Annotated in this window: 19 protein-coding genes; 18 read left to right on the top strand and 1 reads right to left on the bottom strand. The window is 71.9% G+C overall.

The window, feature by feature from the left end; translation table 11 throughout:
• The 18 genes from C2142_RS12900 to C2142_RS12815 all read left to right on the top strand — a co-directional run.
• On the top strand, positions 1 to 1,028 hold a 1,028-nt coding region (locus C2142_RS12900), incomplete at its 5' end, for a His/Gly/Thr/Pro-type tRNA ligase C-terminal domain-containing protein (protein ID WP_241002547.1).
• 663 nt (positions 1,029 to 1,691) lie between these two features.
• Complete coding sequence (locus C2142_RS12895) at positions 1,692 to 2,270, top strand: hypothetical protein (protein ID WP_148642772.1); 579 nt, start codon at positions 1,692 to 1,694, stop codon at positions 2,268 to 2,270.
• Positions 2,271 to 2,801: 531 nt separating this feature from the next.
• Positions 2,802 to 3,230: a 30S ribosomal protein S16 gene (gene rpsP, locus C2142_RS12890; RefSeq protein WP_148642771.1), complete on the top strand. Its 429-nt coding sequence runs from the start codon at positions 2,802 to 2,804 to the stop codon at positions 3,228 to 3,230.
• A 2-nt stretch (positions 3,231 to 3,232) separates the two neighbouring features.
• Positions 3,233 to 3,472 carry an RNA-binding protein gene (locus C2142_RS12885; protein ID WP_030306741.1) on the top strand — a complete coding sequence of 80 codons (240 nt, stop codon included), beginning with the start codon at positions 3,233 to 3,235 and terminating at the stop codon, positions 3,470 to 3,472.
• A 144-nt stretch (positions 3,473 to 3,616) separates the two neighbouring features.
• Entirely contained in the window at positions 3,617 to 4,177 is a 561-nt protein-coding gene (gene rimM / locus C2142_RS12880; RefSeq protein WP_148642770.1) for a ribosome maturation factor RimM, read from the top strand.
• A gap of 119 nt (positions 4,178 to 4,296) precedes the next feature.
• Positions 4,297 to 5,115, top strand: a complete 819-nt coding sequence (gene trmD / locus C2142_RS12875) for a tRNA (guanosine(37)-N1)-methyltransferase TrmD (RefSeq protein ID WP_148644750.1) — start codon at positions 4,297 to 4,299, stop codon at positions 5,113 to 5,115.
• 154 nt (positions 5,116 to 5,269) lie between these two features.
• Complete coding sequence (gene rplS / locus C2142_RS12870; protein ID WP_063347674.1) at positions 5,270 to 5,620, top strand: 50S ribosomal protein L19; 351 nt, start codon at positions 5,270 to 5,272, stop codon at positions 5,618 to 5,620.
• 278 nt (positions 5,621 to 5,898) lie between these two features.
• The gene (gene lepB, locus C2142_RS12865; RefSeq protein ID WP_241002546.1) at positions 5,899 to 6,792 is read left to right on the top strand and encodes a signal peptidase I; all 894 of its coding nucleotides are present in this window, start codon (positions 5,899 to 5,901) and stop codon (positions 6,790 to 6,792) included.
• Positions 6,776 to 7,738 (top strand): signal peptidase I, encoded by a 963-nt coding sequence (lepB, locus tag C2142_RS12860; RefSeq protein WP_148642769.1) that lies wholly within the window; start codon positions 6,776 to 6,778, stop codon positions 7,736 to 7,738. The genes lepB (C2142_RS12865) and lepB (C2142_RS12860) overlap by 17 nt, the downstream gene beginning before the upstream one ends.
• Before the next feature lie 245 nt (positions 7,739 to 7,983).
• On the top strand, positions 7,984 to 8,988 hold the full coding sequence (gene lepB / locus C2142_RS12855; RefSeq protein ID WP_194235777.1) for a signal peptidase I: 1,005 nt from the start codon (positions 7,984 to 7,986) through the stop codon (positions 8,986 to 8,988).
• A gap of 217 nt (positions 8,989 to 9,205) precedes the next feature.
• Positions 9,206 to 9,892, top strand: a complete 687-nt coding sequence (gene lepB / locus C2142_RS12850) for a signal peptidase I (RefSeq protein WP_241002545.1) — start codon at positions 9,206 to 9,208, stop codon at positions 9,890 to 9,892.
• Positions 9,893 to 10,073: 181 nt separating this feature from the next.
• Positions 10,074 to 10,547 (top strand): NUDIX domain-containing protein, encoded by a 474-nt coding sequence (locus C2142_RS12845; RefSeq protein ID WP_148642767.1) that lies wholly within the window; start codon positions 10,074 to 10,076, stop codon positions 10,545 to 10,547.
• 55 nt (positions 10,548 to 10,602) lie between these two features.
• Positions 10,603 to 10,929: a DUF2469 domain-containing protein gene (locus tag C2142_RS12840; protein WP_148642766.1), complete on the top strand. Its 327-nt coding sequence runs from the start codon at positions 10,603 to 10,605 to the stop codon at positions 10,927 to 10,929.
• Positions 10,930 to 11,289: 360 nt separating this feature from the next.
• Positions 11,290 to 11,763: a YraN family protein gene (locus C2142_RS12835; protein WP_148644747.1), complete on the top strand. Its 474-nt coding sequence runs from the start codon at positions 11,290 to 11,292 to the stop codon at positions 11,761 to 11,763.
• 1 nt (position 11,764) lies between these two features.
• Positions 11,765 to 13,471: a YifB family Mg chelatase-like AAA ATPase gene (locus C2142_RS12830; protein WP_148642765.1), complete on the top strand. Its 1,707-nt coding sequence runs from the start codon at positions 11,765 to 11,767 to the stop codon at positions 13,469 to 13,471.
• A 47-nt stretch (positions 13,472 to 13,518) separates the two neighbouring features.
• On the top strand, positions 13,519 to 14,688 hold the full coding sequence (gene dprA / locus C2142_RS12825) for a DNA-processing protein DprA (RefSeq protein ID WP_148644746.1): 1,170 nt from the start codon (positions 13,519 to 13,521) through the stop codon (positions 14,686 to 14,688).
• 697 nt (positions 14,689 to 15,385) lie between these two features.
• Positions 15,386 to 16,192 carry an RNA polymerase sigma factor WhiG gene (whiG, locus tag C2142_RS12820; protein ID WP_241003183.1) on the top strand — a complete coding sequence of 269 codons (807 nt, stop codon included), beginning with the start codon at positions 15,386 to 15,388 and terminating at the stop codon, positions 16,190 to 16,192.
• 305 nt (positions 16,193 to 16,497) lie between these two features.
• On the top strand, positions 16,498 to 17,103 hold the full coding sequence (locus C2142_RS12815) for a TetR/AcrR family transcriptional regulator (protein ID WP_148644744.1): 606 nt from the start codon (positions 16,498 to 16,500) through the stop codon (positions 17,101 to 17,103).
• Here C2142_RS12815 and C2142_RS12810 read toward each other — a convergent pair.
• Positions 17,080 to 17,685 (bottom strand): M23 family metallopeptidase, encoded by a 606-nt coding sequence (locus tag C2142_RS12810; RefSeq protein WP_241003182.1) that lies wholly within the window; start codon positions 17,683 to 17,685, stop codon positions 17,080 to 17,082. The two genes, C2142_RS12815 and C2142_RS12810, sit on opposite strands and share 24 nt — an antisense overlap.
• Positions 17,686 to 17,941 lie beyond the last annotated feature (256 nt).

Here is a 17,941-nt window from a genome sequence, read left to right as displayed (position 1 = left end):
AGACGCGCGGGCGGAGCTCCCAGTGGGCCAACGTGGTCCGCTGGGAGCTCCGCCCGCGCGTCTTCCTGCGCACCACCGAGTTCCTCTGGCAGGAGGGCCACACCGCCCACGCCACGTACGAGGACGCCCGTGACTACGCGTCGATGATCCACACCCAGGTCTACGGCGACTTCATGACCAACGTGCTCGGCATCGACGTCGTGCTCGGCCGCAAGACCGCCAAGGAGCGCTTCGCCGGCGCCATCAACACCCTCACGCTCGAAGGCATGATGGGCGACGGCAAGGCGCTGCAGATGGGCACCAGCCACGAGCTGGGCCAGAACTTCGCCAAGGCGTTCAACACCACCTACCAGCTCCAGGGCGCCGAGCGCGAGTACGTCTGGCAGACCTCCTGGGGCGTCTCGACCCGCATGGTCGGCGGCCTGATCATGTCCCACGGCGACGACAACGGCCTGCGGGTTCCCCCGCGCCTGGCCGCCGTCCAGGCCGTCGTCCTCGCCATCAAGGGCGACGACGCGGTGATCGCCAAGGTGCGCGAGATCGGCGCCACGCTGGAGGCCGCCGGCATCCGGGTCGTCGTCGACGACCGCACCGACACCCCGTTCGGCCGCCGCGCGGTCGACTGGGAGCTCAAGGGCGTTCCGCTGCGCATCGAGGTCGGCCCGCGCGACCTGGAGAACGGCACCGCGATGCTGGCCCGCCGCATCCCCGGTGGCAAGGAGCCGGTCTCGATCGACGCCCTCGCGTCGCTCGTGCCGGGCGTGCTGGAGGAGGACCAGGCGCTGCTGCTGCGCCAGTCCCGTGAGCGCCGTGAGGCCCGCACCGTCGACGTGAAGAACCTCGACGAGGCCGTCGAGGCCGCCGCGACCGGCTGGGGCCGGATCTCCTGGGCCGAGCTGGGTCCGGAGGGCGAGGCCAAGCTGGCCGAGCAGGGCGTCTCGGTGCGCTGCATCGTGGCCGCCGACGGCTCCGTGCCGGCGACGGACGACCAGGACGGCAACATCGCCATCGTCGCGCGCGCCTACTGATCGGTTCGGGGACGGGCTCCGGTGCCGGTGATCCGGTACCGGTGCTCCGTGGCGACGGTTGGGTGACCTGGCGCCGGTGGTTCGGTGCTCCCGGTGTCGGTGGTTCGGTGCTCCGGTGTCGGCGGTTCGGTGCGAGTGGTTCGGCGCCAAAGTGTTCGATGCCAAAGGGTTCGGTGTCGGGTGGTTCGGTACCGAAGATCCGAGGCTGAGCGTTTCGGGGCGTTCGGGAGTGATTCCGGCGCGTTCGAGGTGTTCGTGATGCCGGAAACCGACCCGTACTGATGAGTAATGACGGGCCCCGGCAACCGCCGCCGGGAATTCCGACGGTAACCACCCCGGCGTTGTCTCAGCTGTCGACATCCCTACTGGCCGGTCAACTCCCGGTATTAACGGAATAGCGGTACGGTGTACGGCCCGTGGCCCTGTCAACTCGACAGGATCATGGGCCGTACGTATGTCCGGGGAGCGACAGCCCGTTCCCCGCGGCAGAAAAGGGACGAGGCCCGCCGAGCTGCGACGGGCCCAAACGTGCAGGGGGTTGGTCTTGCGTCAGATCCGGAACGCGCAATTTGCGCGCGCTCGTACATTCCTGAGAGTTTCCTGGGAATTCCCGGGGAGCGGGAACACGCGGAACATCGGCTCGCACTCCATCGTTGGTCTAGCGTGAGCACGACACAGCCCCTCGTTCTCGCGGCCGAACTGGCCGCCGCCTGGAGCGACATCCAGGCCTTCCATCAGGACCTCCCCGACCTCGCCTCGCCCGAGGCGTTGATCGGCGAGTCCTCCTCGGCCTGTGGCACGCGGCTCGGTTTCGAGCGGCTCCTCCACGAGGCTGCCCACGGTCTGGCCGCGGCCCGGGACATCCGGGACACCTCGCGCGCCGGCCGCTACCACAACCGACGCTTCCTGCTCCTTGCCTCGGAGCTGGGCCTGGCGCACCCGGTCGAACCGCACGCGAGCAGCGGCTTCTCCCAGGTGACCATGCTCAAGGAGACGCGCGAGCGGTACGCCGAGACCATCGAACGCCTGGACCGCGCCCTCGGTGCGCACCAGGAGGCGGTGGCCGGCGACGGCGCTACGCGGGCCTTCCGCGGTCCGGCCGCCCGGCACGGCTCCTCCGGAGGTGGCGTCCGGGTGAAGGCGGTCTGCGGCTGCGGGCGCAACGTCCGGGTCGTCCCGTCGGTGCTCGCGCAGGCGTCCATCGTCTGCGGGGCCTGCCAGCAGCCGTTCAAGATCGCGTAATCGGCGTCGGTGGAAGCAGTCGGCGGAAGCGGCTGGCAGAAACGGCCGGCAGCTGTGCGGGCAGCTGCCCCGGCCGGAGCGAGTCCGTGGCGCCGACGCCGATCGGTGCCCGGTTGATCGCCGGACCGGTTTCCGGTCCCGATTGGCCGGCACCCGGCCGACCGATGGTGGTGGGAGTTGGGCTGACCGGGAGCGGGGGCTCCCGGTCGGACCTGTCCCCTGCCGGTCGGACCTGTTCTCTCCCGGTCTCTCCCGGGCCTCCCGTGGCGCTTCCCGGGGCTTGTCCCTCTCGGGTGCCCCCGGTGCTGTCCCGAGCCTCCCCGGCCCCTTTCGGCGCGGTCCGCGGCTTGTCGCGCCCGAGCCCGGTCAAGGCGGTTCGCGCCGGTATGGCAGAATGGACAGCTGAGTACTCGGCAGCCGAGCAGGACCCCTCTCTCCTACGGCTGGCGTGTCCCTTGAACGGCCCACCCCCGCAACCCCACGCGAGGGCAAGGCTGCTCACCCACGTCAACACCAGGAGAATCCACTCCCGTGGCAGTCAAGATCAAGCTCAAGCGTCTCGGCAAGATTCGCTCCCCGCACTACCGCATCGTCATCGCCGACGCCCGCACCAAGCGTGACGGTCGCGCGATCGAGGAGATCGGCATCTACCAGCCGACCTACAACCCCTCGAAGATCGAGGTCGACAGCGACCGCGCCCAGTACTGGCTGTCCGTCGGCGCCCAGCCGACCGAGCCGGTGCTCGCCATCCTGAAGCTGACCGGCGACTGGCAGAAGTTCAAGGGCCTGCCGGCTCCGGCGCCGCTGAAGGTCGCCGAGCCGAAGGTCGAGGACTTCTCGCACCTGTTCGCGAAGGCCGTCGCCGGCTTCGAGGACGCCACCACCGGTGTCGCCATCACCCCCAAGGCCAAGAAGTCGGACAAGGCCGAGGCTGAGGCCGACGCCGCCGCCGAGGCCTGATCGTGATCGAGGACGCCCTCGACCACCTGGTGAAGGGCATCGTCGAGCACCCCGACGAGGTGCAGGTGCGCTCGCGCAACCTGCGTCGGGGCAACACCATCGAGGTGCGAGTGCACCCCGATGACCTCGGCAAGGTGATCGGCCGGGGCGGCCGCACGGCGCGCGCACTGCGCACCGTGGTCGGCGCCCTCGGCGGTCGCAACGTCCGGGTCGACCTGGTCGACGTGGACAGCATTCGCTGACGCTGCTGCTCGTTCAGCCGTCAGGCTTGAGGCCGGTCGGGACGCATGTCGTCCCGGCCGGCCTTCGCCGTTTTTCTTGCGGCCCTGTTCTTTTCTCTGCCTTCCCTAGGCCTTCCCTAGCACCCATCCAGGAGAACGATCACCGTGCAGCTCGTCGTCGGCAAGATCGGCCGCGCCCACGGCATCAGGGGGGACGTCAGCGTCGAGGTCCGCACCGACGAGCCGGAACTCCGGCTCGGCCCCGGTGCCGTCGTGCTCACCGACCCCGCGTCGGCCGGCCCGCTGACCGTCGAGTCCGGCAAGGTGCACAGCGGCCGGCTGCTGCTGCGTTTCGCCGGCGTCAAGGACCGCAACGCCGCCGAGGCGCTGCGCGGCACCATCCTGATCGCCGAGGTCGACCCGGACGAGCGCCCGGACGACCCGGAGGAGTACTACGACCACCAGCTGATCGGCATGGACGTGGTGCTGCTGGACGGGACCCCGGTCGGCGAACTGACCGAGGTGGTCCACCTGCCCTACCAGGACCTCCTCACCGTGGAGAAGCCCGACGGCACGGAGGTGCTGGTGCCGTTCGTGACCCGCATCGTGCCGACCATCGACCTGGAGAACCAGCGGGTGGTGATCGACCCGCCGGCCGGGCTGATCGACCCGGAGCAGGCCGAGGTCGTGCAGGCTGCGGCGGACGAGCCGGAGGAGTCGGAGTGACCGCCGAGGGACTGCAGCCGCAGGAGCGACCCGAGACCGCGGCCGCCCCGTCCGCCGGGGCTGACGGCTCCGCGTCGCCCGTCTCGTCCAGCCCGTCCGCGCCGTCCGTGCAGGACGGCATGCGGATAGACGTCGTGACGATCTTCCCGGAGTACCTGGAGCCGCTGAACATCTCGCTGGTCGGCAAGGCCCGTGCCCGCGGCCAGCTCGACGTGCACGTCCACGACCTGCGTGAGTGGACCCACGACGTCCACCGGACCGTGGACGACAGCCCCTACGGCGGTGGCCCCGGCATGGTGATGAAGCCCGAGCCGTGGGGCGAGGCGCTGGACGCCGTCATCGGTCGCGGTCCGGCGGGAGAGGTGCCCACGCTGGTGGTGCCCACCCCCAGCGGGCGCCCGTTCACCCAGGAGCTAGCCCAGGAACTCGCCGGCCGTCCGTGGCTGACGTTCACCCCGGCCCGGTACGAGGGCATCGACCGGCGCGTGATCGAGGAGGCGGCCACCCGGATGCCGGTGGTCGAGGCGTCGATCGGCGACTACGTCCTGGCCGGCGGCGAGGTCGCCGTCCTGGTGATGGTCGAGGCGATCGCCCGGCTGCTGCCCGGAGTGCTCGGCAACGCGGAGTCCCACCGTGACGACTCCTTCGCGCCCGGCGCCATGGCCGACCTGCTGGAAGGCCCGGTCTACACCAAGCCCGCCGAGTGGCGAGGCCGGACCGTCCCGGATGTGCTGCTCAGTGGCAACCACGGCCGGATCGCCCGCTGGCGGCGCGAGCAGGCCTTCGCCCGCACCCTGGCCAACCGATCCGACCTGGTGGAACGCTGGCAGTACGGCGCCTTCGACAAGAAGGACCGCGAGGCGCTCAGCATCCTCGGTCTCGCCTGGGACGAACGGCTCGGCCGATTTCGGTCCGTGGCCGACGGTGTGGAAGAATAGGCCGCTGCTGTCTGTCGCTGGGCTCCTCCCGTAGGGGTCACGTGGTCCGGTGCCCTCGCCACGGGGGGAACATCGCCAACCGATGCGGCCCGCAGCAGACCCCATTGTGACGAACTTCCGTGGGCGGCCCGTGGCGCCTGCGATGGAGAGCAACATGAGCAACAAGCTCGCTGCTGTCGACGCGGCCTCGCTGCGTAGCGACATTCCGGCCTTCCGCGCCGGTGACACCCTGAAGGTTCACGTCCGGGTCATCGAGGGCAACCGCTCCCGTGTCCAGGTCTTCCAGGGCGTCGTCATCCGCCGCCACGGCGCCGGCGTCGGTGAGACCTTCACCGTCCGCAAGGTCAGCTTCAACGTCGGCGTGGAGCGCACCTTCCCGGTGCACACCCCGGTCGTCGAGAAGATCGAGGTCGTGACCCGCGGTGCGGTTCGCCGCGCCAAGCTGTACTACCTGCGTGACCTCCGCGGCAAGGCCGCGAAGATCAAGGAGAAGCGCGACCGCTGATCCACCGGCCCCCGGTTCTTCCGGGGGATCGGAGCGCTCTGGGGGGCGCCGCTGCCGCAGGGTAAGCTCAGCCCCCGATGAGCACGCACGAACCATCCGCGGACCGCGACGGCTGTCCCGCACCCACCGGTGCGGACTCGCCCTCGCGGTCCGCGGCTGTTTCGGCGGTCGTTTCCGCGGTCGCTTCTCCGGCCGCTGTTGCGGAGCCGGGGGCCGGGTCCGGGGCCAGGGCCGGGGCCGGGGCTGCGCCCGCGCCCGCGCCCGGGGTCAGGTCCGGGGTGGCGGTCGGCCCGGAGGCCGGCCTGGGGGATGTGCCGGGCGAGGCGCCGATGTCGGCCGTCCCGCGCGTCGTGGGGGATGCGGCCGCGGAGGCCGCGGAGGGTACGGAGGCCGCAGAGGCCGCAGAAGCCGCGGCGAAGGCGGACGAGTGCCCGGAGGACGGCGCTGAAGAGGACGTCGCCGGCGACGACGGGGAAGAGGACGCCGAGGAGCCGGGCCGTTCGCGGTCGCGTGACCTCCTTCTGCTGGTCGGTATCTGCCTGCTCTCCCTGCTCCTGGTGAACGCCTTCGTGGCGCGGCCGTTCGCGGTGCCGTCCGCATCGATGGAGAACACCCTGCGTACCGGCGACCGCCTGGTCGCGAACAAGCTGGCCTACTCCTTCGGGAGTCGACCGCAGCGCGGCGATGTCGTGGTCTTCGACGGGACGGGCACCTTCCGGAAGGGGCCGACCAAACCGACAGGGTTCTGGGACGGCCTGCGGTCGTTCGGCCAGGACCTCGGACTGGTACCGGCCGGCGACTCGATCTACGTGAAGCGTGTCATCGGGGTCGGCGGCGACCGGGTGACCAGCACCGGCCCCGGCGGGCGGATCACGGTCAACGGGGTGCCGGTCGACGAGTCCTCCTACCTCGCGCCGGGGGATGAACCGTCGAACGTGGCCTTCGACGTGGTGGTACCGCCCGGCACGCTCTGGGTGATGGGCGACCACCGCAGCGCCTCCCGTGACTCGCGCGACCACCTGGGCGAACCCGGTGGCGGCTTCGTCCCGGAGGACAAGGTGGTCGGACGCGCGGAGTGGGTGGTTTTCCCGGTCGGGCACTGGAGCAGCCTGGACCGGCCGGAGGCGTTCGCCGCGACTGGGGGGACCGGTGGCCATGGGGACCAGAGGTAGAGGCCGCCTCGCCGACCGCTCCACCGTCAAGTCCGCCGCAGGGCCGTCGGAACCGACGGCGGGGACGGCGGGGACGGCCGACCCGCAGCCGCCGGCCTCCGCGCGCGGCAGAGCCGAGCGCCGCCGCACGGCCCGCCGGGCGGCCCGGCGGCGCAGGCGTTCCCTGCTGCGGGAGTTCCCGTTGATCGTCCTGGTGGCGCTGGTGGTGGCGCTGGTGATGAAGACGTTCATGGTGCAGGTCTTCGTGATTCCCTCCGGTTCGATGGAGCAGACCATCCAGATCGGGGACCGGGTACTGGTCGACAAGTTCACCCCCTGGTTCGGTGCCGAGCCCGAGCGCGGCGAGGTGGTGGTCTTCAAGGACCCGGGCGGCTGGCTGGAGGCCGATCACAAGCCGTCCACGGACGGGCCGGTTCTGCGCGGGGCCAAGCAGGTTCTGACCTACGTCGGGCTGTTGCCGTCCGAGAGCGAGCAGGATCTGATCAAGCGTGTGATCGGTATCGGCGGGGACACCGTGGAGTGCTGCGACGATCAGGGCCGGCTGAGTGTCAACGGCTCGCCGGTGAACGAGCCGTACCTGGCGCCCGGGAACCCGCCCTCCCGCCAGCCCTTCAAGGTGAAGGTGCCGGAGGGCCGGCTCTGGGTCATGGGCGACCACCGGGACGTGTCCGCCGACTCCCGCTTCCACATGGGGAATGAGGGGCAGGGCACGATCCCGTTGAGCGGTGTGGTGGGCCGGGCGTTCGTGATCGCCTGGCCGGTGGGCCGGGTTCATCAACTTGATGTGCCGGGTTCACTCTCCAAGGTGGCGTCGGCTCCGCAGACCCGCGGAACTACGGCGAACTCGATGGGGGTTGGGCCGCTTCCGGCGGAACCTCCGCTCGTTATGGGTGCGTTGGGCATCCTTCCGCTCGTCGGCCGCAGGCCGGAGCGATCCCCGGCCTAGCCCCGGCCGGTCGGCGACCGGCCGGGCCGTGCGTGTGGGAACGCGAGCCGGATGCCTGGGAGTGATAGAGAAGTGCTGATGCGGCCGGTAGGCGACAACGGCTGCGTCCGAAGGCTGTGCTGGTGCCAGGTGTGCCCGAGGAGGGCGACCCTGGGGCGTTCATGGTCGATGGTGGAGCGTGGTGCCCGCTGTGCGGCACTGTGAGCGCGGGCGCGCGGGCGTCCGCACAGCAGGGAGGAGACGTTGTGGGGGATTTGGTGATCGGCGCCCGCTCAGGCGCCGGGGAGCCCGAGGGCTCCGGCGGCCGGGCGGCCCGGTCCACGGAGTCCGCGGTGTCGTCGGCTTCGGCCGAGGACCCGGCGGCCCAGTCCGCGGACGAACAGGGCAACGGCACCGGTGACACCTCGGACGACTTCCGTGACGCGGAGGGATCCGCGGAGCACCCGGAGGAGAAGACCGCCGGCAAGGAGGGCAAGCAGCGCTCCTTCTGGAAGGAGCTGCCGATCCTGGTCGGGATCGCGCTCGTCCTGGCACTGGTGATCAAGACGTTCTTCGTCCAGGCGTTCTCCATTCCGTCGGAATCGATGCAGAACACGCTTCAGGTCGGCGACCGCGTCCTGGTGGACAAGCTGACTCCGTGGTTCGGAGCCGAGCCCGAGCGGGGAGAGGTCGTGGTGTTCCACGACCCGGGCGGCTGGCTTGCCGACGAGCCCACCAAGCAGAGCAGCAACTCCTTCGTCCGGGGTGTCCAGGACGTGCTCAGCTTTGTCGGCCTGATGCCCTCCGACAACGAGAAGGACCTCATCAAGCGCGTCATCGCGGTCGGCGGGGACACCGTCGAGTGCCAGGGCGACGGTCCGGTCAAGGTCAACGGGATCGCTCTCAACGAGCCGTACGTCTACCCCGGGAACACCCCCTGCCAGCTGAAGGACTTCGGCCCGGTGAAGGTGCCGGAGGGCCGGATCTGGGTGATGGGCGACCACCGCGGGGACTCGCTGGACTCCCGGTTCCACATGGACCAGCCCGGCGGCGGAACCGTCCCCGTGAGCGACGTGATCGGCCGTGCGTTCGTGGTGGCCTGGCCGGTCAACCACTGGTCGACGCTCCCCGTGCCGGACACCTTCGACCAGAAGGGGCTGGCGGCGGCCGCGCCGCTCGTGCCGCCGGTGGCCGGGGCCGTCGGCGCCGTCGGCCTGCTCCCGCTGACGCGCCGCCTGAGGGACCGGACGGAGCGCAAGAAGGAGTCCTGACCTCAGCGGAGGAGCCCCCAGGTCTTGCGCGGGCCGTGGTACCGACGAGTAATCTGCTCGGACGTGCCACGGCCCGCCGGGTTTTCCGCCTGTGGCCCCGGCGCGCCATGAGCGTTTTTGGGTCGGTCGGGGTTGGACGGTGTCGATGAGCAGTGTCGTGGACGAGACGACGGACCGCCCGCCTGTCGTGACGCGGCCCCGGCGCCGGCCTGCGGCCGTGCTTCAGGGACTGCTGATCGGGCTCGGCCTGCTTCTCCTGGTCGGCGGCTTCGTCGTCATGGCGGTCGACTACCGGCCGTACGGGATTCCGACGGGCTCGATGACGCCGACGCTCAAGGTCGGTGACACCGTGGTCGCGCGGCAGATCGACGGCAAGTCCGTCGGCCGCGGCGACGTCGTGGTCTTCCGTGACCAGGCCTGGGGCGGTGAGCTCATGGTCAAGCGAGTGGTCGCGGTCGGTGGCGACACCGTGGCCACCACCGGGGACGACCAGCGGCTGACCGTCAACGGCAAGCCGGTGGATGAGCCCTACCTGGCGGCGCAGGGCCCCCAGGGCAGCGCGTTCAGCGTGGAGGTGCCGACGGGCCGGCTGTTCCTGCTCGGCGACAACCGGCAGGGGTCCCTGGACTCCCGGCTCCACCTGGAGATCGACGGCGGCACGATCCCGGCCAGTGAGGTGGAGGCCCGGGTGGAGGCCACCGTCCTGCCGTTCGGCCGCACCGGGCTCTTCGCCCGCACGACGGCCTTCGACGGCATCGGCGGCCCGAAGGCCGGTGAACCCGGACCGCTGGAGCCCGCCTTCTACGCCACCGTTGTAGGCGCGGCGGTGATCGTCGTGACTTCCGCGGCGGGCGGTGCGGCGGGCCTGACCCGGCGGCTCGGCCGCCGTCACGCGGCGGCCTGACCACCACGCCCACGGGGACCACGGCCGCGACAGCCGGAGTGGCGACCACCGCCAGGTCGGCCGCAGTCGGCGCGGCTGCTGCGACCGCCCGGGCGGCTCTCCCGAACATCGCCCCGCAGGGTCGCGCCGGGTGGCAGGATCGGGAGGGTCAGCGAGGTACACGAGGGGAGGAGGAGCCGTCATGGAGCCACAGCGACGCAGGGCCTCCCGCATCCTGCTGCTGGACCGGGGCGACCGCCTCCTCCTCTTCCAGGGCTCCGACCCGGCGGTGCCGGGCGTCACCTGGTGGTTCACCCCCGGGGGCGGTTTGGAAGCCGGTGAAGGCTTGCGCGAGGCCGCGGTCCGGGAGCTCTCGGAGGAGACCGGGCTGCGGGGAGTGGAGCTGGGGCCGGTGGTTGCGTACGGCACGGCTTCGTTCTCCTTTCGGGGACGGCGCTACGAACAGGAACAGTGGTTCCACCTGGCGCGGACCACGGAGACCGTGCTCGACCACTCGGGAATGGGGGCGGACGAGCACGCGGAACTGCTGGCGGCGCGCTGGTGGACGGTCGACGAGCTGAGGGAAACCGCGGAGACGGTCTACCCGGTCGGACTGGCGGCCTTCCTGGAGCAACTGGTGGCCGAGGGGCCCCCAGCCACTCCGGTAAGGCTCTGACGGCGGGTGTGGTGGTCCACAATGGGTGGACGTGACAAGTTGAGGGGACGCCTGGATGAGTGCCGAAGATCTCGAGAAGTACGAGACCGAGATGGAGCTCAAGCTCTACCGGGAGTACCGGGACGTCGTCGGCCTGTTCAAGTACGTGATCGAGACCGAGCGACGGTTCTACCTCACCAACGACTACGAGTTGCAGGTGCACTCGGTCCAGGGCGAGGTCTTCTTCGAGGTGTCGATGGCGGATGCGTGGGTCTGGGACATGTACCGGCCGGCCCGGTTCGTCCGCAAGGTCCGGGTGCTGACCTTCAAGGACGTGAACATCGAGGAGCTCGCGAAGAGCGATCTGGAGCTGCCCTCGGACGACTCCGGCTTCGGGAACTGACGTTGGACCGCCCGGTCCCGCGGTGTCCAGGGAATTTCCGGGTTCTCCAAAATTCTCACCCCTGCGGGTGACAGAAGTTATCCACAGGCCCGGGTTATCCACAGGAAATAACAAGCCTCTGGTCCCGCCCCGGGCCGCACGGCAACCTCCCCGGCGGAGGTGGTCACCGTGCAGGACACCAAGCGCACCACTCGCAAGCAGACGCAGTCGACGCAGGCACCGAAGGCCCGGGCCGGTGGTGAGCCGCGGCGCAAGGCGGTGCGGCGGACGCAGGCAGGGCCGTCCGAGCCCGGCGGGGCGGCTCCGCCGCGCCCGGAGCGGGCCGGACCGGACGGGGCCGGCGCGGAGGCGACCGGCTCGGTGAGAGCCGGCGGGGAGGAGCCCGGCCGGGGCAAGGCCGGCACCGGGCGCGGTACCAACAACGCCCTCGGCCGCTACGGTGAGCGGGTCGCCGCCCGCCGCCTCGCCGAGGCCGGTCTCCGCATCCTGGACCGCAACTGGCGCTGCGTCGAGGGCGAGCTGGACATCGTCGCCCTCGACGGGGACACCCTGGCGGTCTGCGAGGTCAAGACCCGTTCCGAGCGGGGGTTCCAGCAGCCCAGCGAAGCCATCGACCGGGCCAAGGCCGCCCGGCTCCAACGCCTTGCCGAGCGCTGGATGGCCGAGCGATGGCCCGGTCACTTCGCCAGGCTGGCCGGCCCCGGGTACCAACCCGCTCCCGCCGACCCGCAGTGGCCGCCCGTCCCGCCCGGCGGCGTCCGGATCGACCTCGTGGCCGTGATCAACCGGGTCCGCGGCGCGGCCTCGGTCGACCACCTGCGGGGGGTGGTCTGAGATGGCCTTCGCCCGTACCTGCTCCGTCGCCCTGGTCGGCGTCGACGGCGTGATCGTCGAGGTCCAGGCCGATCTGGAGCCGGGAGTCGCCGCGTTCGCCCTGGTCGGCCTGCCCGACAAAGCCCTGTCCGAGGCCCGCGACCGGGTGCGGGCGGCCGTCGTCAACAGCGGGGAGGCCTGGCCCCAACGGAAGCTGACGGTGGGGCTCAGCCCCGCCTCCGTCCCCAAGAGCGGCAGCGGCTTCGACCTCGCCGTCGCCTGCGCCGTCCTCGCCGCCGCCGAGCGGTTGGACCCGTCGTCCATCGCCGATCTGCTGATCATCGGCGAGCTGGGGCTGGACGGCCGGGTGCGTCCGGTGCGCGGCGTGCTCCCGTCGGTCCTCGCCGCCGCCGACGCCGGGTACCAGCGGGTCGTGGTGGCCGAGCGGACCGCGGCCGAGGCCTCGCTGGTCCCGGGCGTCACCGTCATCGGGGTGCGCAGCCTTCGCCAACTGGTCGCCGTCCTCACCGGTGCCCCCGAGCCGGAGGAGCCACCGGATCCGATCGCCGGCTGTCCAGACCCGGTGATGGCCGGGCTGATGCTCCCCACCGCGGGCGTGCGCGGACTGCCCGACGACAGGACGTCGCGGCTCGACCTGGCCGATGTGGCCGGCCAGTACGAGGCCCGTCGAGCCCTGGAGATCGCTGCCGCGGGCGGTCACCACCTGTACCTCAAGGGCCCGCCGGGTGCTGGGAAGACGATGCTGGCGGAGCGACTCCCGGCGCTGCTGCCGCCGCTGACCCAGAAGGAGGCCCTGGAGGTCACCGCTGTGCACTCCGTGGCGGGGCTCCTCCCGGCCGGCAGACCGCTGATCGACAGCCCGCCGTACTGCGCCCCGCACCACTCGACCACCATGCCGGCGATCGTCGGCGGCGGCAGCGGCCTGCCCAGACCGGGCGCGGTCTCCTTGGCGCACAGGGGAGTCCTGTTCCTCGACGAGGCCCCGGAGTTTCCGGTCCGGGTGCTCGACGCACTGCGCCAGCCACTGGAGTCGGGCGAGGTGGTGATCGCCCGGTCGGCCGGATCGCTCCGGCTCCCGGCCAGGTTCCTGCTCTGCCTGGCGGCCAACCCGTGCCCGTGCGGGCGGCACTCGCGCCGCGGAGAGGGCTGCGAATGCACCCCCGCGATGGTCAGCCGGTACCAGGGGAGACTCTCCGGTCCGCTGCTCGACCGGGTCGATCTCCAGGTCCAGGTGGCCCCTGTGACCAGGGTGGAGCTCATGGAGAGGGACACCACGGCGGAGAACACGGAGGTCGTCGCGGCCCGGGTGCTGGCCGCGCGGGAGCGTGCGGCGGCCCGGCTGGCGCACACCCCGTGGCGTACCAATGCCGAGGTGCCCGGCCATGAGCTGCGCACCCGCTGGCAGCTCGCGTCCGGCGCGTTGAACGACGCCGCGTGCCAACTGGAGCGGGGGCTGCTGACCGCCCGTGGCCTGGACCGGGTGCTCCGGGTCGCCTGGACGGTCGCCGACCTCGCCGGCCGGGACCGCCCGGACCAACGGGACGTGCGAACGGCCCTCGTGCTGCGGACCGGTGTCGAACACGGGCTGCCGCTGACCGAGCGGGCCTTCGGCAGGTTCGGCGGCGTCCGGGCGGCGGCGAACGCACCGAAGCACTCGTCGAAGGGCGGGAAGGCGGCCCGATCCAGCCCTGCCGACAACGGCGGATGACCGGGGATCAGCGGACCAGGACACGAAGGGACCAGACCGTGAACCAGATGATCAACCACCGACAGCCTCCGCCCGGGTCTGTCGCCGAGGCCGGGCCCGAGCGATTGGCCAGGGCGGCGCTGAGCCGGCTCAGCGAGCCGGGCGACGCCGTCCTGGGACGATGGCTCTCCCAACTCGCCGCCGTCGACGTCGTCCAGGCGATCAGGGACGGCACCGTACCCGACCATCCGGGGCTGGACACGGACCGGCTCGCGGCCTACCGGGCCAGACTCGTGGACGTGGACCCCGTATCCGACCTGGAGCGGGTGCGAACCGCCGGTGGACGCTTCATCATTCCGGGCGACACGGAGTGGCCCAGCCAGCTGGACGACCTGGGGGACGGGCGGCCGATCGGGCTCTGGCTGGCCGGGACGGGTTCGCTGCGCCTGCTGGCCCTGCGTTCGGTGGCGGTCGTCGGCGCACGGGCCTGCACGGCGTACGGCGCACACGTGGCGGGGGAGTTGTCGGCGGAGCTCGCAGAGCGTGGATGGGTCGTGGTCTCCGGTGCGGCGTACGGGATCGACGCCTCGGCCCACCGGGGTGCGCTGGCCGTCGGCGGTATGACCATCGGCGTCCTTGCCTGCGGCGTCGACGTCGCCTACCCCCGAGGCAACTCCGAGCTGATCCGGCGGATCGCCTCGCAGGGGCTGCTGTTGAGCGAACTCCCGCCGGGCGAGCACCCGACCCGGTTCCGGTTCGTGCTGCGCAACCGGGTCATCGCGGCACTCACCCGGGGCACGGTGGTGGTCGAGGCGGCGCTGCGCAGTGGAGCGCTCAGCACGGCCCGACGCGCCCGCGACCTCAACCGGTACACCATGGGCGTCGCCGGTCCGGTGACATCGGAGCTCTCCGCTGGAGTGCACGCCCTGATCCGCGGTGGCGCCACCCTGGTCACCGACGCGTCCGAGGTGGCCGAGCTGATCGGGGCGATCGGCGACGACCTGGCGCCGCAGCGAAGTGGTCCGGTGCTGCCCAGGGACCTGTTGGAGCCGGCGGTGGCCCGGGTGCTGGAGGCCGTGCCCGCCACCGCGGAGGGTGCCCCGGTGGAGCGGCTGGCCCGGAAAGCCGGACTGCCGCCGGACGAAGTGCTCAACCGGCTCTACGAGTTGGGATCGCTCGGCTATGTCGAGCGGCATGGCGCGCACTGGCGACTGGTGCGGAGAAGGGGAGGCGACTGACCGGAGCCGGGTCGCGGGGCGAGGCCGGCGGCGTGGGCGAGCGCAGGGCAGAACGGACGAGAAGGAGGAGGCGGGAAGGGGCGGAGGGAAGGCGGGGCCGGGAGATGGCCGTGCAAAGGCCAGGTGACGACCGGGAAGGGCGGAGGCAAAGGGGAGAGGGGAGCGGCGCGCCCGTCTCCGGCACCTGTCTCCGGTACCCGGATCCGGTGACACGAACGCCACCGGTTCGGGGGACGACCGAGTGGCGGTAGCACATTGCAGTGAGTCGGTCACGCTACGCTCGCCATGCCTTCCCTATCAGCACATGACTCGGCAGAACGGCGCAGACCAACGCATGCCCACACACATTCCCGGACACAGAGTGACCGGTGGCGCTCGGTCCTCGGGAGGGCCGCGGACCGAGCGGCGCCCCGCGACCGAGTTCCCGCCCAAAGCGACGGGCGCGATGGGGGCCCTCGCCCGGCAGGGCGGTCGGCCGGCGCACACCGGGGCGTACGCGGACCGGACGGACGCGCCCGGTGTGCCGGACGCCCCCGAACAGTTCGTCACCTCCGAACAGCTCGCCGCCCCTGAGCGGCTCGCCGCCCCCGCACGCCCGAGTACCCCGGATCAGCGCAGCACCTCCGAGCAGCACCGTGCCTCCGAGCACCCGGATGTTCCCGACCAGCCGGGGGCCCCCGGTGAGAGCGTGGTGCCCCTGCCCGCAGAGGCGCCCGCTCCACGGCGGGCGCCGGGCGGCCAGGAACGCACGGCGCTCGAAGAGCTCTGGCGCTCCTACAAGGAGACGAGTGATCAGCGGCTCCGAGAGCAGCTGATCCTGCACTACTCGCCACTCGTCAAATACGTGGCGGGCCGGGTCGGCGTCGGCCTGCCCTCCAATGTCGAGCAGGCCGACTTCGTCTCGTCCGGCGTCTTCGGGCTGATCGACGCGATCGAGAAGTTCGACATCGACCGCGCCATCAAGTTCGAGACGTACGCCATCAGCCGGATCCGCGGCGCGATCATCGACGAGCTACGGGCCCTGGACTGGATCCCGCGCTCGGTGCGGCAGAAGGCCAAGGCCGTCGAGCGGACGTACGCGACGCTGGAGGCGCGGCTGCGCCGCACGCCGCACGATCCCGAGGTCGCGGCTGAGATGGGCATCGCGATCGAGGACCTGCACACCATCTTCAGTCAGCTCTCCCTCGCCAACGTGGTGGCGCTCGACGAACTCCTCCACCCGGGCGCGGAGAGCGGGGACCGGCCGAGCCTGGTGGACACCCTGGAGGACCACGGCGCGGAGAACCCCGTGGAGGTGGCCGAGGACCGTGAGCTGCGCAGGCTGCTGGCCCAGGCGGTGAACACCCTCCCCGAGCGGGAGAAGACGGTGGTGACGCTCTACTACTACGAGGGGTTGACCCTCGCCGAGATCGGCCAGGTCCTGGGGGTGACGGAGAGCAGGGTCAGCCAGATCCACACCAAGTCGGTACTGCAGCTGCGGGCCAAGCTGTCCGACATCCGTTAGCGCGCCCCGCCCCGCCCGCGCGCTCCCGCCTCGTACGCGCCTGCACGCCTTCGCCCGCGCGTACGCGCCCGCTCGCCCGCGCGCCTCTGCCCGCTCGCACGCATCTGCACGCTGCCGACTCCACCTCCAGTCTCACCTCCAGCTCCACTGACTGTCCGCCCGGGTGGCGCCCGCCCGGTTCCACCCTGCTCCGCCCGGCCTTCCGGCCCGGCCGCGCGCTGCGGATCGCCCATGTGCGCGGCGCCGTATCGGCCGGATGTAGGGCTCCGTACAGTGGGAGGGTGCCGAAGATCCGAGCGGCCACTTTGGCCGAGCATCGCCAGCTGCAGCGGGCAGCACTCCTCGACGCTGCCCGCAGCCTCCTCACCGAGGGAGGCATGGAGGCCCTGACCTTCCCCGCGCTCGCGGCACGCACCGGGCTGGCGCGTTCCTCGGTCTACGAGTACTTCCGTTCCCGCGCTGCGGTGGTCGAGGTGCTCTGCGAGGTTGACTTCCCGCTCTGGGCTGCCGAGATCGAGGCCGGCATGGAGAGCAGCGACAGTGCGGCGGGCCGGATCGAGGCGTACGTCCGGGGTCAGCTCGCGCTGGCCGGGGACCCGCGCCACCGGGCGGTGACGGCGATCTCGGTACTGGAGCTGGACGAGGCGGCGCGCGAGCGCATCCGGGCGGCGCACGGAAAGCTGGTAGGTCTGGTGATCCAGGCCCTGGACGACCTCGGCCACGAGCAGCCGCGGCTGGCGGCGGCACTGCTCCAGGGGATCGTGGAGGCCGCTGTCCGGCAGGCCGAGCAACGGGCCGCCGGCCCAGCCGAGGGCCCGGACGTGATCGCCGACGCCGCCGTCGCCCTCGCTCTGCACGGCCTGGGCGGGAGCCGAGTGGAGGCGGGCTCACCGGTCGCGGCCGAGCGGTAGCAGCCGTGACGCACCCCCGCCCAGCAGTGCCGGAGGGTCCAGGTAGCGCTCGCCGCGGAGCAGCCCCCAGTGCAGGCAGTCGCGGCCGGCGCAGTGACCGGTACCGGGAGCGAGCTGTCCGATCACCTGGCCGGCCGCGACCGCGGTGCCCACGGGGACGGTGCCGGTGACGGGCAGGTAGGTGGTCCGCAGCGGGGGAGTGCCGGACGCGGGGTGCGTGACGGTCACCACGGGCCGGCCGGCCACGACGCCGGAGAACGCGATCACGCCCGGCGCTGCGGAACGGATGTCTGCGCCGGGGGCGGCAGCCAGGTCGACACCCCGGTGGCCGGCGGCCCATGGCGCCGGCGGTGCCTCGAACCGCGCCACCAGCGCGCCCGGCCCGCCCACCGGCCACGCCCGCCCGGAGCCGGGGCCACTCGCAGCGTCGGCCCCGCCCCTGCCCGGCGGGTCACCCCTGCGAAGAGGGAGACCTCCGCCCACGGCTCCACCCCCACCCCCGTCCCCACCCCAGCCCCCGTCCCCGCCTCCGCCGACGCCAACGTCCGCGCCCGCGGCGTGCCCCACCGGAGCGGGCAGCATGGCCAGCAGCAGAGCGGTCAGCACCAGCAACGCCAACAGAGCCGGCCGGTGGTCGTGTCCCGGCCCGGGCGGTTGAGGTGCCGGCGAGGGTGACGCTGACGGTGAGGGGGACGACGTCGCCGCGACCGGGCGGGAGGCGCCCGCCGACCCGACGGCAGGGATTCCGGTGTGAGAGCCGGCGATGCCGGCGGTAGCACTCATGCGCACGACACTTCCCGGAGCCCGTCGCCCCGGCCAGCCCCACACCCTGTGGACA

The organism is Streptomyces sp. CB01881 (assembly GCF_002953255.1).
In the GTDB taxonomy this organism is placed as follows: domain Bacteria; phylum Actinomycetota; class Actinomycetes; order Streptomycetales; family Streptomycetaceae; genus Kitasatospora.
Note: the sequence above shows the minus strand (reverse complement) of the source record. Positions and strands in the feature narration are given on the sequence as shown.

Coding starts and splice junctions, on each gene's coding strand:
- trmD (WP_148644750.1), top strand. CDS start 4,297: ATGCGGATAGACGTCGTGACGATCTTCCCGGAGTACCTGGAGCCGCTG.
- rplS (WP_063347674.1), top strand. CDS start 5,270: ATGAGCAACAAGCTCGCTGCTGTCGACGCGGCCTCGCTGCGTAGCGAC.
- lepB (WP_148642769.1), top strand. CDS start 6,776: ATGGGGACCAGAGGTAGAGGCCGCCTCGCCGACCGCTCCACCGTCAAG.
- C2142_RS12845 (WP_148642767.1), top strand. CDS start 10,074: ATGGAGCCACAGCGACGCAGGGCCTCCCGCATCCTGCTGCTGGACCGG.
- C2142_RS12840 (WP_148642766.1), top strand. CDS start 10,603: ATGAGTGCCGAAGATCTCGAGAAGTACGAGACCGAGATGGAGCTCAAG.
- C2142_RS12830 (WP_148642765.1), top strand. CDS start 11,765: ATGGCCTTCGCCCGTACCTGCTCCGTCGCCCTGGTCGGCGTCGACGGC.
- dprA (WP_148644746.1), top strand. CDS start 13,519: ATGATCAACCACCGACAGCCTCCGCCCGGGTCTGTCGCCGAGGCCGGG.
- C2142_RS12810 (WP_241003182.1), bottom strand. CDS start 17,685: ATGCTGCCCGCTCCGGTGGGGCACGCCGCGGGCGCGGACGTTGGCGTC.